The following is a 15,622-nucleotide window of genomic DNA, read 5'->3' as shown; positions in this document are numbered from 1 at the left end:
GAGCGCTATAAAGTAGATGTTTGACTTGAAGTTTGAGTGATTGTCCAGTGGATTTAAAAGATCTTTAAATGATTCTTGCCTGATATTTAAAAGAACAACCGGGCAGGTATGGGTGCTCCATAAGCTATCATGTCGGAGCAGTACTCTTCATAGTAATATACGTGGATAGAGCTTATCCCATTATTCTTTTCACGGACAAAACAGAACGAGCTTCGCAACTTGCAGATGAGAAGAACTGCTGGACAACCAGAAACTACGGAGGTTCGTTAGTGGTAAATGAAATGTTATCCGGTAATACGTGGAAAATCAGGTTACGTGTCATTTTTTATATAGACTTGTCTTGGCGGGCTGGAGTAGGATGGGGTGCGAGAAAGAGATTTCGCGAGAGAATTGCACGCCAAAAAGACGAAACGGCGAATATCTCCATTTCGTCTTTTGTAAGTTAATATTCGTCACATCCGAATCCCACCTACTCACTACTCAATAGGCTAACGATCACAGATGACGCTATTTGGCGTTTTTTAGCTCAGCCCAGAATGTAACGATCATGAGAAACGTTATTTTCACATTTGAGATGCGATTTCATTGATTTTAGTCCGTTTTGGCTGAAATAACGTCGCTGGTGATCGTTAGATTTCTCAACATGCCTGAATCGACCAAATAAGCTCCGTACGGATCGTTAGAATTTAGAGCTTTGTGCTGGGACGTCCATCAGGCTTCTTCCTCAGACGCTCACACGAAAAAATCGAGTCTGCTGCGTGTTGTGCGAACCTCTGTCACTTTTCCCGCACAGCCCCTGTCCCCGATAGCCTGGAATGTTACGGTTACACTCTCCTTGCCTCTGGTGACTTCTTCCGGGATCTCATAGTTGGCACGGAATACCTCTCCGATCTTGTTCATATGAATGCGTTGCTCACCGACAACAATACCATCCACCAAAATATTAAATTGCCTTTCATATCGGATACCCTCTCGGTCAAAATGTAGATAGTCCCCGCCCCAATAGGCTACGTACAAATGATTCAGGGCATCCGAGTCTACAGCCAAGCGGTAGCTGAATGCTGCTCCATTCACGCCGTATGCCTCACGCCACATATACAACTTATTGCGGCCGTCTGTACCGGAGCCGTTATACTGCTCTCCGCGGCAGTTACTCTCCATTTGATGCCCGATCTCATCCTGCTGGCCGTCTGGTTGCACGCTGTCGATGGTGATATCATTCAACGCTTTCTCCAGCGCATCCCCTTCATCATTCAACGCCCAATACACTGTGTAAAATTCATGATGCACATCATAGAACGGGATCATCTTCACAGCTTCTCCGGTGGACGTCACTTCCTCACTAAGTTCAAATGTAAGTGTGCCTTTATCGACAACCTTGATCCACTGGCTCACATCCTCTTCTTCCGTTTGGATCACCGGCACGGGAGCTGTTTTTGGATTCAGCGCAGTTTCGTCGATAATGGTATCCTCGGGTAGCCCTTCGTTACCCAGCGCACCGGCAAGCACAATCGGGCCATACTGGAACGCCACCTTGTGGGCATCATCCCGGGCTGTATATTTACGCAGTGCCATCGGCAGCGTAATGGTGATGACATCGCCCGCCGACCAGGTGCGGTCGATGGACAAGTAGCCGGGTTCCAGACGTGTATACGACTGGGCCGAATCCCCGTTTACGGTTGCCGTCATCGGCTCCTGGAGCCAGGACGGCACGCGTAGTCTTAGACAAGCCGAGGCGCCGCCTTCGGTGATTGTCAGGGTTGCTTTTTCCGAATAGGGGAAGTCGGTTTCCAGCTTTAAGTTTAGTCCCTGTGATGCCCACTCCAGCTCGGAAGCGATGTACAGGTTCACATACAAGTCCTGCTCATCCTCATAATAGATCGCCTCAGCATACTTGCCCGGGTTCTCCATGCCTGATCCGGTACAGCACCACCAAGCCGTATCACGTGTGCCGTAGATTTTGTAGTGTCCTTGAAGAGTTGAGGCAAAATAGGTTTTATTGCCCGTAGTCGGGTCTTGCGTGCCAAGGATATGGTTATAGACCGCGTTCTCATAATAGTCCATATAAGCACTGTCCGGGTTCCAGGCAAACAGTTGCTTCGTCAGATGCATCATGTTGTGGGTACAGCAGCTCTCCCCGGTTTTGATGCCGAGGCTCTCCATGCCCTTTGCTTCATAATGCTCGGATATGCTCGTCGCGCCAAAGACATAAGAACGATGCTGCACGGTCGTACTCCAGAAGAATTGTGCCGCTGTCCGGTAAGACGTCTGTGCAGGGTCTTGGTTGTAGATTTCGGCTGCGCCGATGACTTTGGGAATCTGGGTGTTAGCATGCCTACCTTGCAGCTCATCCCGCTCCTGCTCTAGCGGCTCCAGAATGAGTTGGTGTGTAAACTGCCGAGCAGCCTTCAGATAGGCTGCCTTTCCTGTAATCCCATATAGTTGGGCAAACACTTCGTTCATCCCGCCATGCTCACATAGCAGCATCGTCTGGATCTGCTCCTCGGTCATGGAGTTCAGTCCATCCACTGCCCAATCCGCAAAACGTGTAACCACCTCAAGCGCCTGCTCATTGCCCGTCATTTGATAAGCGTCAATCAGACCGCGATAGATTTTATGCACGCTGTACCACGGAACCCAATATTCACCGATGTTGAATCCACCGATATGTTCCGCACGAAAAGCAATCCGGAAAGCCTCTTCAGACAAACCTCCGATATACCCGCTACCCGTCGTCTGTTGAATTGCCGCCAGTTCACTCACAGCATAATCGAGCGTGTGCTTTAAGGTGGAATTCCCCGTCGCTTGATACGTCACCGCGAGAGCCGAAATGTAGTGTCCGAGGGAATGTCCGCTAATCGAGCGTGCCTCCCAGCCTGCATAACGTTGCTTGCGTGGAGTCAAGCCGTGAGCTTCATAACATGGAGCCAGAAAGCGGTCGATCTCCAGTGATAACAAATAGCGTTCTCCGATATGCTGTGACGTTTGAAATGGACCTTCCAGCAAGTTAACCTGTGCGGGGCCCAGAAATCCTTTTCTCGTATCGATCATGCGGCTCGCTCCTTTGGTATATGTAATAACCTCATATGGTTTCTTTTCTTTTCTTCTCAGTAGGCTGGATTTAGAGACAAAGGATAAAATCCGTGTTGTATTTAGGCCAGAACTTATCTCCGCCATCTAGATTCCACCCTTGAATGTCCTCATATTATCAAATAAACTACAGTTACAGCAGACTCAGAATCCAAGAAAAGGTGGATAAATCCGTCCTATGTCAAAACCAGTGGAGCACTATTTATGCGGAAAATTCATATCCGAGGGCAACTGGAGCCATATGCGTCGAAGCATGCCGGTGCATGAGATCATTTTGATGCTGGAAGGTGAAATGTATATTGCGGAGGAGGACAAACGATACGTCGTTCGTGCGGAGGATCTTTTATTTTTAAAGGCGGGTCGGACTCATTATGGTTACCAGATCAGTGATGCACCTGTGAGCTTCTACTGGATGCATTACGGGACAGCACCTGGTTTATTCTGTGACTTTCCAACTCATTCGACCATTCAGGTTCCTTCTATGGCAAATCAGATGTTCAAACAGTTGCTTCATGTGTCCTCCTTCTCGTCCGAAGAGGCGGATGCTGCTTCGCTATTACTTCTCAAAGAAATGGAACGTAATCTGCGCACAGACTATCGCCCGCATAACGCCGTGGTGGATCATATCTGTAAATGGGTCGATATCCATCTGCATCTGAATATCACGGTGAGTGAGATTGCGGAGCACTTTAATTTCAACAAGGACTATATTTCCAAAATGGTGAAACGGGAAAAAGGAATCGGACTCAAAACGTATATCCTCACCGAACGCATGCATCGTGCCAAACGACTGTTGCTCAATACCAATGCCAGTGTGAAGGAGATTGCTGCCCAATGCGGCTTTCGTGACTATAAGCTGTTTCTGCGCACCTTCAAGCAACACGAGGCAAGTACGCCAACCGAATATCGCAATCATCTATACAGCACGCAGCTCAATCGTTTATAAGCGCCTGCATAGAACCGGATAGAAGCGAACAGCCTGTCAGTAATGGTTAATATAGATGATGCTTGACGAGATCATCCACACATAAGCACTTTAACCCTTGGGCACTTGGGCACTTAAGTCCGTGCTTGGGCTTGGGCCAAATTCTAACGATCACCAGGAAGCTTATTTAACTCAGAATAGATTGATTGAAAATCTAACGATCACCAGTAACGTTATTTGTCTAAAAAACAGCCTTTTGGGTTGAAAAACGGGTGATTTTCCCAAGATAAGCTCTCTGGTGATCGTTAGAATTTCTTACCGCTTAAAAAGCGGCAAATAGCGTCTCTGGTGATCGTTAGATTTTTTTCTTAAAGATATAGAAATGTTGAAATCTCTTATAGAAGATTCTAATATAGAGGATTGAATCCCCTGTGTTATAATGCAAGGAAATACTATTCCCTACTTTACTCATAAGAAAAGGAGAATTTAAACATGACGACGGCTGCCATAACGATTCATCCCGCTTCCCCAGCTGAACATGCTGAGATTGTTGACATTCTGGTTGCCAGTTACGCGGAATACCAGAGTTCTTTTGAGCAATCGGATCGTTGGGAAGCCTACCTGAAAGATATCCGCGAATCTGTGGACAATCCATATTTGACTGAATTATGGGTAGCCAAGATCGAAGATCGAATTGTCGGTACCGTTCAGTTGTTTGAAACGGCACATAAAGCCTATCCCAATTTTGAACTGCCGATTGATTATCCATTTGTCCGTCTGCTAGGTGTTGATCCCGAGTGGAGAGGACATGGCATTGCGCGCGAGCTGCTTCAGCGGTGTGTGGAATCCACGAAGGAGCTGGGCAAAAACGCAGTTTATCTCTATACCGGTGGTCAGATGGTTAATGCTATCCGGTTATATGAACGTTTTGGCTTTATCGAAGATCCGGAGTTCAGTTCCGTAGCGGGCGGTGGGCAGGCAATCTGCTATCGTTACGAGATAAGATAAGGGCTTAAAGGACGACATCGTAGTGCGGAATTACTAGGCTTGTCAAAAGTAATCTTGCATTCTGGAGAATGTTATGTCTCTTTATCCCATAAATATAAAACAAAGGGCTGTTCCTCCTGCCATCTGTAGATGACAAGTGGAACAGCCTTCTCGTTTAAATCTGATATCATAACGTTACAAGAGTAGCATCTTGAACCTGAGCTTAACCGCCAATCTCAATCAGAATCTTCGCATGGCTCTTGTCGCTCATCAACAGTTCAAGCCCGTCCTGCACAACATCATGCAGCTTAATTTTTTTGGTGATTACCTGCTTCACATCGAGTGCGCCTTCTGCAATGAGTGAGATGACCTCAGGGAAGATGTGTCGGTACGCTAGTGTAGCCGTCAGATTCGCTTCTTTTACCAGCATGTCGAAGAAGTTTACGTGAAGCGGGTTCGGAATTGCGGCGATCACCACAACTTCTCCACCTTTTTTAATCACGGACACAGCACTGTCCATCGTCGGTTGCACGCCAGCTGCTTCATATGCAACATCAATCCCGCCAGATTGTTGCGTAATGACTTGTGTTGCATCCACCTTGCTACTATTTACCGGAATTGCGCCAAGTTTAGCCGCCAGTTCCAGACGATCTTCGAATACATCGACAGCGTACACTTCAGATGCCCCAGCTGCTTTGGCTGACAAGATGGTCAGCAAACCAATCGGCCCAGCTCCGTATACAGCAACCTTATTTCCCACTTTCAGCTTGCTGTGACGTACGGCATGAAAAGCAACCGCAGTTGGTTCAACAAGTGCCCCTTCTTCAAAGGATACTTGATCCGGGATCGGATGCACCATATATGCTTCCACGACTACATATTCGGCAAAACCGCCATCCCCGTTCAATCCGACAAAACCAAATTGAGTACACTGATTGTATCTACCTTGAATACAGTACTCACACGTTCCACAATGGTAGAGAGGTTCTACCACCACGCGATCACCCACACTGATACCGCTTACATGATCACCTAGAGCACTTACTGTTCCTGCAAACTCATGCCCCAGTGTCAGCGGCGCTTTTTGTCCTGAAAGCGGATGATTCTCTCCCTCTTGAATACCTACACCATGATGATACGCGTGTAAGTCACTGCCACAAATTCCGGCATACTCCACTTTGATCTGAACCTGTCCTGACTTCGCAACAGGAACCTCACGATCTTCCACACGCACGTCTTTATGACCATACCAGACTGCTGCCTTCATCCTGTACATCCCCTTTTTATCTAAACTGTTAATAAAAGAATGTCCTGCTTGTCTATATATTATATCCCTGTTCATTCATTATTCATATTTATAGATACTTATGTTAACATTACTTATACTAATGTTAAAGGGATGGTCGCATGAATCTGGAACAGCTTGAATACGTTGTTGAAATCGCCAAAACGCAATCATTCTCTGCCGCATCAGAGCATCTTCATGTCACGCAATCTGCGATTAGTCAATCGGTTCAACGTCTGGAAAAAGAGTTGGGGTTGGTTCTATTCGAGCGATCCAGACAGGGCACTCATCCCACACCGGAGGGTAAACAATTTATCGCCAAAGCACTGGACATTTTACAGCGAATCGATGAATTAAAATCCCTAAATGCAACGACAGCTACGCTAACCGGTGATCTTCACGTAGCTACTTTCCCGAGTGTTATGCCTTACTTGGTGCAATTGGTTGCCGATATGAAACGGGATCATCCACAATTGAGGTTATCAATTGAAGAGAAGGGTTCAATGGAAATCATTGAGGACATTCGGAGCAATAAAACTCATCTGGGCTTTATCGCCATATACGCAAAACAGCTGCGCGAATTGGATGGGTTGCATTTTACACCGATGTATTCAAGCAAGCTTGTTGTATGCACCCATCAACTGTCTGAACTGGCCAAGCACACACGTGTGACGCCTGAGCAACTAAAAGACTATAACCTTGCGTTATATCGGGACGGTTTCATAGAGGATTTTCTACAAGAATTCACCTACGAATATGGGCCTTTATCCATCTTATTCAAGACCAATAATTCGGAGGCCATCAGCACCGTGTTAACCAATAATATTGCCGCGACTATTGGGCATGATTTTTCCTTTCACCAACATCCGCTTTGGAAGGAAGGATTAATTAAGATGGTGGAGATTACCGAGATTCAGCAACCTAAGATGCAGATCGGCTTCGTGCAGACGGAATTCAGGGAGGCTGCAGTTGCGGCAGAACAGTTTGCCCGGCGCTTCAAACAAGCGATTGAACTCGGTCATCTATGATCTGCTGTTCATGCTTGTATATTATATTCCTTCAGCAAAAAAAGTGCTTCGCCACTCAGGCGGAGCACTTTACTTCGTTGTCTTTAATTAAGTTGCCTCTACCCTGTATTCTTCTTCATCTCTTCTATAATCGTGCGGTAAAGGACTCCCGCTTCTTATGGTTTTACTTACACCTTCACCTTTTTCACCGCTTCACTCATCTCATGCGTCTGCTGTTCCAGCATCGTAGACGTTTCGGCCACCTTACGGAACATCACCGATTGATCCTGCATCAAACGGTATATCTCATCCGAGTGATCCGACACCCCTGCGGAAATCTGTGAAATGGTATTGACTGAAGCTGCTGCCTCTTCCGATCCGGCCGTAATTTCTTCAGCCGCAGCAGAGACCTCCTGTATACGCTGGGTAACTAGTTGGAACGCATCCACGACTTGTGAGAAGGCCTGCTCTGCTTCAGTTGTAAATACGACCCCCTGACCAATCTCCTGGGCAGTAACCCCCATTCGGGAACCTATCTGCTGTGACTCCTGTTCAATACGAAGTAATAAGTCCGAGATTCGTTCCATAGACGAACTGGAGGCTTCGGCAAGTTTCCTCACTTCTTCTGCCACAACCGCAAAACCCTTTCCATGCTCACCCGCATGTGCAGCCTCAATGGAGGCATTAAGCGCGAGCAGTTTGGTTTGACTTGCGAAGTCACGTACCGTATGCAGTGCACCACCAATTTCAGTAGAATAGTTGTTTAACACCTGCACCATCGTGGTAACCTCTCCAGATACTGCAGAGATGTTTTCCATCTGCTTCTTCATAATCGTCATGCGTTGCTGACCCGATTCCGCCGTAGTCAGCGCCATTGTTGCCGCATCCGATACCACATTGGAGGATTCAGATATATCGTTGATGCCTTTTGCAATCTCTTCCATAGCATGCGCACTGTCACTTGCACTCTGCTTCTGTGTATGCGCACCTTGTCTTATTTCCTCAACGGCACGATCCACTGTTTTACTCATCGCGAGCATCTCTTCGGTACTCCGATTAAACTCTTTCGTGGATTCGGATAACAATTCGGTTGTTAAAGCTACTCCTCCAACCATGTCACTTACTATTTTATTTAAATTCCCAGACATATGTATCATCGCCTGATACGTTGTTCCGATCTCATCTCTGCTCTTCAAACGATAGGCTGTCAAAATGCGATTAGCTTCGGCAAGCTCACCTTGTGCCATCTTTTCCACACTTGATTTCAGCGGATGTAGAGGGCGCAGTCCTCTAACGATAAACCACATCACTATAGCAATACCTGCAAGAGTAGCGAGCAGTAGGATCACATACAACGGCAGACTTGATCTCAAAATATCGGTTTCGATACCTCCGATAACAGAAATCCCTGTATCGATACCAATTACACCCGCAAGAGTACCGTTGCTATTCAGAATTGGAGCGTAGGAAGAAATATAATTACCGTACTCTGGATTGTTAATGATCGGCGAACTTGCTGTTTCCCCTTGTAGCAACTTCTGCACCGCATCTGCAGGAATGTCCGTTACTTCGTTAATTGCTGAAGCTTTATCCGCATCTTTCATGCCATCCACCATGATCAGCGGCGTTCCTTTATCGTCAATTTTGACGAAATACACATACATGGCACCAATACGCACTCGAAAATCATCCAATTCATCCCGAATACGAAGATACTCCTCATTTTCCTTGGGGTCCTTGGCAAAGTCCACATATGATGCTGTATCCAATTGCTTCACATAACTCTCGGCAATCTGAATATTGTAGCTTGTGATAGCCCCCTGCGCAGCAAGTTTCACATTAGCGATCTGCGTCAGCATACTTCCCGCAGCTATAATCGTAATGACCAGTGTAACAATAGCCGCAATGCGCACAACCAGACGTTTCCTGAAAAAACCGATCATTTGCTCCCTCTTCCTCCCCACGAACCCAAGCCTTTTTGACTAGGCCGTACCCAAAAAACATATGTTTGAAGCACTAAGTATGGGAAAATAGTATACGAATATGTCGAATTACGCAAGAAAATATTGGATTTACATAAAAACGTTATCATTTCCGTATTCGCTTTGGTATTAGGGACTTTAAAAAGAGTTATTTAGCGAGGTTTTTAGAGGATTTCAGGCAAAGAAAAACTCCAACATGGTAATTGGAGGTCTGTAGTTACTTTATCATCTTATGTGGGTCATGTTTCGAGAGAGTCTCTCTGTCTGAGATAACAATTGTATATTCATTTTCTACATAAAATGATTTGATCGGATAAAAGGTCAATCATGAAAAATATCTAATGCTATGAGTTAGGTATACTCCTACCCAGCTTATGCAATATTAAACTTTTGCTTGATTTCTATTAGTCGAACTTCAACCTCATCCTTAACATTTGGATTACTCTTTAAATAGTCAATACTGGCTTCCCATAGATACTGATAAAAAGTGGAGTAATCCAGTACAACTGTCTGATCTTTCTCTACCGCAGGATAATCAAAAAAATAACAAACCCCCGTATCTCCAAAATATTCTTCTTCCCACTCATCTATCTCACCAGCAAAAACACACCAAACACTCTCACTACCACCATACCCTTCTCCAACGCTATATTTTTTAAGTGCATCTAAAAAATATTTTCCCTCAAGATGTCGATAATACATATCTATTAACTCTTTTTCTGTTAATTTGGCATTCATCAAAATCATCCTCCTATACATTATTCTGATATCGTCGGAAAGAAGTTGGTTACTTTTCCACTTTCATTAAGATATCCTGTGAATTTTAGACCGTTCGATGCTGTTCCACGAATTTCCCTAACCACAATCTCTCCACTCGCCATCGCTTCTTTTCCCCATTGTATCATTTGTTCATTTGAAATTACTTTTGGATCATATACAGTCTTAGGACTTGGAATATTTTTATACTGATCAGCTATTACTTTCAATTCCTTATCAAGTGCCGGAATTCTATAATCAATCTCGAGGACTCCAGATATTGTAGGATGTGGTGTTTTCGAAACAATAAGTTCCTCAAGATTCCAACCTTGGTCTGTTAAAATCCTTTCGAAACTTTCTAAATTGTGACCTCCGACAATCCCTTTATTCTTTTTCCTTACAATACTTTGTGCATTTATTAGATGATCGTCAAAACCGTCCAAATACTCAAAATTATTTTTATTCACCCATGTAACATTATCATCACCATATTTTGAACGTAAGTACTCATCCCATTCTGCGCCTGTTCGAGTAATCTTACTATTTTCCGTCATCCGTCCCGCCTCAGGCAAACGATTAAATGCACTAACCTTGGCGCCGCCTCCTGACGAGGTCAGTAAATTATGCGGTTTGATCATCTTAGCGGTGAGGCCACCGCCGACCATCATGCCTCCCATGCCCATCATATTGGCCCAATGTTCGCTGGACCAGGCATTCGTGGGGAATATCGCTTCACGGATTGTACCATGGATGCCAAATGTCAGCCAATTGGCTGTATCATTGGCAGAATTAAAGGCTTTATCCGCTCTATCCATGTAACCTTCCACCAGACCACTTGGGATACCAAACGTCCAATAGTCCAGAAATCCGCCGACACTGTCGTAACGCTTCTGGTAGCGGTCATCTGCAGCCTGCATAAAACCAGTACCCAGTTCTTTCAAACTATCCACCGGTTTTTGAAAAGCATTACGATTGTCTACAGTGGGAGCCCGGCATTCATCCGGTGGAGGCGGCATACAATTGGCATCGTAGGATTGCGTAGTCTGCTGATCCGCCAGTCTGAATTTCTCCGCATGTCCTTCAAGCGTTTTGGCAATCGAGAGGGAGAGTGAACTGAAGTTGTCCATCACTCGTTGCGCTGCGATAAAATCAGCATAAAATCGTTCCTTGGTGCTCCCGTTCCACTGCCTTTCAATTTCGAACAGCTGTTGTTTCAAGACGTGATTTATCTGAGCAATCTGACTTTGGGCTGTGGCGAACTGTTTTGAAACGGACAATAGCTGTTCCGGAGTTACTTTAATCGTTGTCATGGTGTACCTCGTTATCGATATCGTTCTAATTATGTATTTCGTTGTTACACGAAAATTCTGTGTTTCATATATGCCAGTTCATCCACCAGCACATGGGATTCAGTATAACTGGATTGAAATTCTTTTCGTAGAGACTCCTGACTTAATCCTTTAGTTCCTATTACCCCCAGTAATCCCTATTTGTAACAGTCTTTGTGACCTAGATGCCCCTCCACTGCACCGATTCAAAACTTACTATTGTCATATAAGATAAAAGGTACAGACATCTCAACAATGTGAGATCATCTGTACCTTGTTTTTACTCAGCCTCTTTAAGCTGATTTGTTATTCATTTTGCGGAATCGAATCAAAGACCAGATCGTCAGCAATGCAAGTACCCCGAGACAGATGCTAATACTGAACCGGTTGCCTTCATCAAACACAAACATCAGAGCAATGACGCTGAGGATCAAGACAACAGCTCCGGTGATGTAAGGAAATCCCCACACCTTGAATGTAGGCTGCACCGGATACTTTTTACGCAATTTAAGCTGAGAAGCAGCGATGCAGATCCAGACCAGAATCACAACAAAGCCCGGAACCGCAAGCAACACTCTAAATAGCTGATCTTGGGCAAACAATCCTAACAAGGAACCTGCCAGCAGAACAACGGTACACACCAGCAAGGTATTGATCGGACTGCCGTTACGGTTGGTTTTGGCGAGTGCTTTAGGCGCCTCCCCACCGACGGCCATCGAATGCATCATACGGGATGCCCCGTAGATACCCGAGTTCGCTGCGGACAGCACCGCCGTCACCAATATAAAGTTCATAATATGTGCAGCACCCGGCAAACCTGTAGACGCCAGTACCTGTACAAACGGGCTGCTTTCCGGCCCAATCTCGTTCCAAGGAATCAGTCCACAGATAATCAGAATCGGCAACGTGAAGAACAAGATTATTCTGAACATGAAATTGCCCACGATCTTGGGCATCACTTTCTCCGCATTTTCCGTTTCCGTCAAGGTCAGGCCGATCAACTCCGATCCTCCATACGAGAACATAACCACAAGCAGTGCAGAGAAGATCGATGTCAATCCGTTCGGGAAGAACCCACCCGCCTGCTTGTAGTTTTGTAAATATGGTGTGTTGTCACTTGGAATAATACCAAAGATCAGCCCTGCCCCGAGCACGATAAAAATAATAATCATCGCAATTTTGATCCCGGCCAGCCAAAACTCAAACTCACCGAACACACCCACGCTGAGCAAATTCACCAATATAATAAATGCCGCACACGCCAGACTTAGCATCCATAGTGGTACGTCCGCGAACCAATATTGCAGGAAACTGCCCGCAGCAATAACCTCGATGACACATACCGATAACCACAAGAAGCAGTACATCCATCCCATAATAAACGAAACTCGGCTACCGAACGCTTCCTGTACAAAATCTTTCATATTTCTGTTCTTGTACACCGTAGCCATCTCTGCCATCGCAGCCATAACCACAAGCAACAACAGTCCGGCAAAAATGTACGTTACAATAACACCTGGGCCTGCAAGTCCAATCGTACCTGCACTGCCTTTAAAAATGCCTGTCCCAATAACGCCCCCCATCGCCATAAAGGTAATGTGTCTGGGTTTTAATTTTTTCTGTAATGATTCTTCCGTCTGAGTCTGAGCCAATTGAAATCCTCCTGAGGTACAAAAACGTCTGTAATCCTTGTCTATTTTTGAGCAATATAAAGTCCAGTATACCCTATCCATGATGAAACAGCCCACCCAATCTGTATGGCCAATTCATCCCAAACTTATGACATGCCTATGATTTATACCCTTTAAGTGTACAAAGTAATCGGTAAGTTGCCCATGTTATCAAACTATACCCTATTCCATAAAGTAGCCATGCATCCAGATTGGCGGTAAACGTCCCCCAATCACTAGTGATATACAGCAAAGGCAGCAAAAGAGATATACCCAAAGCAATTGTCCTACTGCACCATTTCGAAGCATACCAGCACACACCCAGAATCACAGCCAATATGGGACACAATACGAATCCAACGAACAATGGGTTCATTCCTTCAAACCACCAGTAGAGCATTCTCCTGCACTCTCCATTCTTTGGTGCGTCACAGCGTTCAAACCCCGAATTTTAGTTTATCACTTTTTACGCTGTATGAACTGTATCAAATGTTTCATTTTTTCTTCAAATCCATAAACACTTCAACACATAAATAAACGTCAAAAACCAGCCTCCCTATACTAGAGAGACTGGCTGTTTCCGTTATGATTCATCATCTATAAGGTTATTCAATAACTTTGGTCATAAATGTACTATTCGGGTCTAAAATATAGTCCGCAAACGGCTCGCAATATGCAAAACCAAAGTCTTCATACAGCTTGCGTGCCGGGATAAAAGAATCCATTGAACCTGTCTCCAGACTGATACGCTGATATCCGCGAGACGTAGCCTCTTCAATAATGTGAGCCAAGATTCGGCGAGCTACCCCTTTACGCAAGTGGGCGGCAGCCGTACGCATCGATTTCAGTTCAGCATGCTCCGCGTTCAGTTCCTTGATCGCCCCGCAACCGAGCAGTTCCTCTCCGTCCCATGCACACCAGAACGTAATCTCGGGTTTCTTCAGTCCATCCAGATTCAGTGCATGTATACTTTCCGGCGGTGAATCCGCTGCCATGCCCATCAAATGTTCCGCGATTAGCGCTTTTACCTGATCTCCATTCAAATCATCCACTCTTATTTCCATCGTTCCCACTCCTGCCGACATTTTGTAATTTATCTCTCTCCACGAAGCTGATCAATGATTATATATTACAACGATGTCAGGTTTTATGACAACAGTCACTTCATGCTGGAAAACGATAAGAAAGTGGGTGGATTATATTATGATTGCTGATACGATACTGCTGTCATCTGGCATGGCTCACACGCAAACATGTAATACACACCTTCCCCATTCTCCTGAATCATCTCACCGTCCAACTGTCCGATAGCTTTCATCGTAGCAGAGCAGGCTGGACATACTGGATAATCCGCATCTTGCACCCAGCCGGGGTGACCCCCAACCTGTGATATAGAAGGTTCCATTGCCCACTCACTGCCATGATAAGGCTGACGTGGTTCCGACGCGATACGGAACCAACGTCGCTGTACCTGCTCCTGCGCCCCTCCTGACCATTCTCCCTCGCCAGCAAGGCTACCTACATCTAAGCTACTCGAGCTAACTCCCGAAACATCTACGCTCATCTCTTCTACATCAATTTCATCAAATCCGTCGGGCTTCACATTATACTTGCTCCAGATCGGATTCCCTTCTGCATCCATTTCCATGTACACCACGCTGTAACTGCTGCATACCAAGCAAGTCTGCACATCAAGTTGTGGAGAGTTCCAGTGAACAGACCGAAGCGATGGATGTTTCACATGTAAATTCATTAAGCTAATGAATGGATTGCTGCACCACGGGCAGTGAGTGGAGCTTGGTACAAGTAAAGCAATTGGAGAACCTTTCAGATCTGCACTATGGCTTCCCTCTCCATCATTGTCTCCTACTTCATACAATGAATAACTTGGAGTAATAAACAATTCTCTGCGTTGACCTTCTTCGGTTAACTCCCACCCTGCCTGCAATGTGTAACGCTCAGGTGCGACATATAGTTTTCCAGCCCACTCGGGCGGAGAAAGCTTCCACTCCCAGAACTGCTGTACAACAACTTCATCACCAATGTAGGCCAGCATGATCAGAAAGTGGTTACGATTCTCCTCATCGTTGTTCACCTGCTGAATCAGATGATCTCGCGTCTTGCCAGAGGCGCTTTTGAACAAAACAGCTGGATAAACGATACCCCTCTCCAAAAGTTCAGGAATTTCCGCCGTCAGAGGCATATCCTGGTAACAAACAAGATACAGCAAGATATCCTTACCGCCATCCTCGTCATCTGAACGGATCAAGTCCATTGCGTAATTCTTCATCTCATGTTGTTGCTCTGCCGAAAGGGACAGGTACACTTGTTCCATGGTGTATTTATACGGTACATATCGAATAAGTTCGTTATATGCCCGGGGGTCATGCATGATTTTCAGAATCTGCGCCGCGTCCGTAACGCCCTCATACAGATCAACATCACGCCGATTCGCTTCAATATAACGCTGGTGTGCCTCCCGTTCCATCTCCTGTTTACAAGGCATACAGTACCCACCTGTTTTAGCTGCTGTTGCTGGTAAAATCATATGGTCGCATCCTTCGCGTACACACGGAATACGTTCTGTCATGC

General features: G+C 45.5%; 11 protein-coding genes. 3 read left to right on the top strand and 8 right to left on the bottom strand.

Annotated features, from left to right (window positions below; all coding sequences use genetic code 11):
* Positions 1-732: 732 nt before the first annotated feature.
* Positions 733-3,051, bottom strand: coding sequence for a beta-L-arabinofuranosidase domain-containing protein (locus M3629_RS14630; RefSeq protein ID WP_251507602.1), 2,319 nt, complete (start codon positions 3,049-3,051; stop codon positions 733-735).
* Between the two features lie 217 nt (positions 3,052-3,268).
* On the opposite strand from M3629_RS14630, the gene M3629_RS14625 reads away from it, so the two are divergent.
* Together M3629_RS14625 and M3629_RS14620 are read left to right on the top strand one after the other, a co-directional pair.
* On the top strand, positions 3,269-4,036 hold the full coding sequence (locus tag M3629_RS14625) for a helix-turn-helix transcriptional regulator (RefSeq protein ID WP_251507585.1): 768 nt from the start codon (positions 3,269-3,271) through the stop codon (positions 4,034-4,036).
* A gap of 471 nt (positions 4,037-4,507) precedes the next feature.
* Positions 4,508-5,023 (top strand): GNAT family N-acetyltransferase, encoded by a 516-nt coding sequence (locus M3629_RS14620; RefSeq protein ID WP_251507575.1) that lies wholly within the window; start codon positions 4,508-4,510, stop codon positions 5,021-5,023.
* 202 nt (positions 5,024-5,225) lie between these two features.
* Here M3629_RS14620 and M3629_RS14615 read toward each other — a convergent pair whose 3' ends face one another.
* Positions 5,226-6,269, bottom strand: coding sequence for a 2,3-butanediol dehydrogenase (locus M3629_RS14615; RefSeq protein ID WP_145332974.1), 1,044 nt, complete (start codon positions 6,267-6,269; stop codon positions 5,226-5,228).
* Positions 6,270-6,409: 140 nt separating this feature from the next.
* Between M3629_RS14615 and M3629_RS14610 the strand changes: the two genes are divergently transcribed.
* Positions 6,410-7,315 carry a LysR family transcriptional regulator gene (locus M3629_RS14610; RefSeq protein WP_251507573.1) on the top strand — a complete coding sequence of 302 codons (906 nt, stop codon included), beginning with the start codon at positions 6,410-6,412 and terminating at the stop codon, positions 7,313-7,315.
* Between the two features lie 167 nt (positions 7,316-7,482).
* Here M3629_RS14610 and M3629_RS14605 read toward each other — a convergent pair whose 3' ends face one another.
* The 6 genes from M3629_RS14605 to M3629_RS14580 all read right to left on the bottom strand — a co-directional run bounded on the left by M3629_RS14605 (position 7,483) and on the right by M3629_RS14580 (position 15,620).
* On the bottom strand, positions 7,483-9,237 hold the full coding sequence (locus M3629_RS14605; RefSeq protein ID WP_251507571.1) for a methyl-accepting chemotaxis protein: 1,755 nt from the start codon (positions 9,235-9,237) through the stop codon (positions 7,483-7,485).
* Positions 9,238-9,648: 411 nt separating this feature from the next.
* Positions 9,649-10,014 (bottom strand): ribonuclease toxin immunity protein CdiI, encoded by a 366-nt coding sequence (gene cdiI / locus M3629_RS14600; RefSeq protein ID WP_154891164.1) that lies wholly within the window; start codon positions 10,012-10,014, stop codon positions 9,649-9,651.
* A gap of 20 nt (positions 10,015-10,034) precedes the next feature.
* The gene (locus tag M3629_RS14595; RefSeq protein ID WP_251507569.1) at positions 10,035-11,342 is read right to left on the bottom strand and encodes a WXG100 family type VII secretion target; all 1,308 of its coding nucleotides are present in this window, start codon (positions 11,340-11,342) and stop codon (positions 10,035-10,037) included.
* A gap of 311 nt (positions 11,343-11,653) precedes the next feature.
* Positions 11,654-13,012 (bottom strand): amino acid permease, encoded by a 1,359-nt coding sequence (locus M3629_RS14590; RefSeq protein WP_285888782.1) that lies wholly within the window; start codon positions 13,010-13,012, stop codon positions 11,654-11,656.
* Positions 13,013-13,635: 623 nt separating this feature from the next.
* Positions 13,636-14,094 carry a GNAT family N-acetyltransferase gene (locus tag M3629_RS14585; protein ID WP_251507567.1) on the bottom strand — a complete coding sequence of 153 codons (459 nt, stop codon included), beginning with the start codon at positions 14,092-14,094 and terminating at the stop codon, positions 13,636-13,638.
* 137 nt (positions 14,095-14,231) lie between these two features.
* Positions 14,232-15,620, bottom strand: a complete 1,389-nt coding sequence (locus tag M3629_RS14580) for a DUF1963 domain-containing protein (protein WP_251507566.1) — start codon at positions 15,618-15,620, stop codon at positions 14,232-14,234.
* Positions 15,621-15,622 lie beyond the last annotated feature (2 nt).

Origin of the sequence: Paenibacillus polysaccharolyticus (assembly GCF_023714295.1) — a bacterium.
Lineage (GTDB): Bacteria > Bacillota > Bacilli > Paenibacillales > Paenibacillaceae > Paenibacillus > Paenibacillus polysaccharolyticus_A.
This window is presented reverse-complemented; position numbering and strand designations above follow the sequence as displayed.

Excerpts from the sequence above, each read along its gene's own strand:
- M3629_RS14580 (WP_251507566.1), bottom strand. The coding sequence starts at position 15,620 with ATGACAGAACGTATTCCGTGTGTACGCGAAGGATGCGACCATATGATT.
- M3629_RS14625 (WP_251507585.1), top strand. The coding sequence starts at position 3,269 with ATGTCAAAACCAGTGGAGCACTATTTATGCGGAAAATTCATATCCGAG.
- M3629_RS14585 (WP_251507567.1), bottom strand. The coding sequence starts at position 14,094 with ATGGAAATAAGAGTGGATGATTTGAATGGAGATCAGGTAAAAGCGCTA.
- M3629_RS14610 (WP_251507573.1), top strand. The coding sequence starts at position 6,410 with ATGAATCTGGAACAGCTTGAATACGTTGTTGAAATCGCCAAAACGCAA.
- M3629_RS14595 (WP_251507569.1), bottom strand. The coding sequence starts at position 11,342 with ATGACAACGATTAAAGTAACTCCGGAACAGCTATTGTCCGTTTCAAAA.
- M3629_RS14620 (WP_251507575.1), top strand. The coding sequence starts at position 4,508 with ATGACGACGGCTGCCATAACGATTCATCCCGCTTCCCCAGCTGAACAT.
- M3629_RS14630 (WP_251507602.1), bottom strand. The coding sequence starts at position 3,051 with ATGATCGATACGAGAAAAGGATTTCTGGGCCCCGCACAGGTTAACTTG.
- cdiI (WP_154891164.1), bottom strand. The coding sequence starts at position 10,014 with ATGAATGCCAAATTAACAGAAAAAGAGTTAATAGATATGTATTATCGA.
- M3629_RS14615 (WP_145332974.1), bottom strand. The coding sequence starts at position 6,269 with ATGAAGGCAGCAGTCTGGTATGGTCATAAAGACGTGCGTGTGGAAGAT.
- M3629_RS14605 (WP_251507571.1), bottom strand. The coding sequence starts at position 9,237 with ATGATCGGTTTTTTCAGGAAACGTCTGGTTGTGCGCATTGCGGCTATT.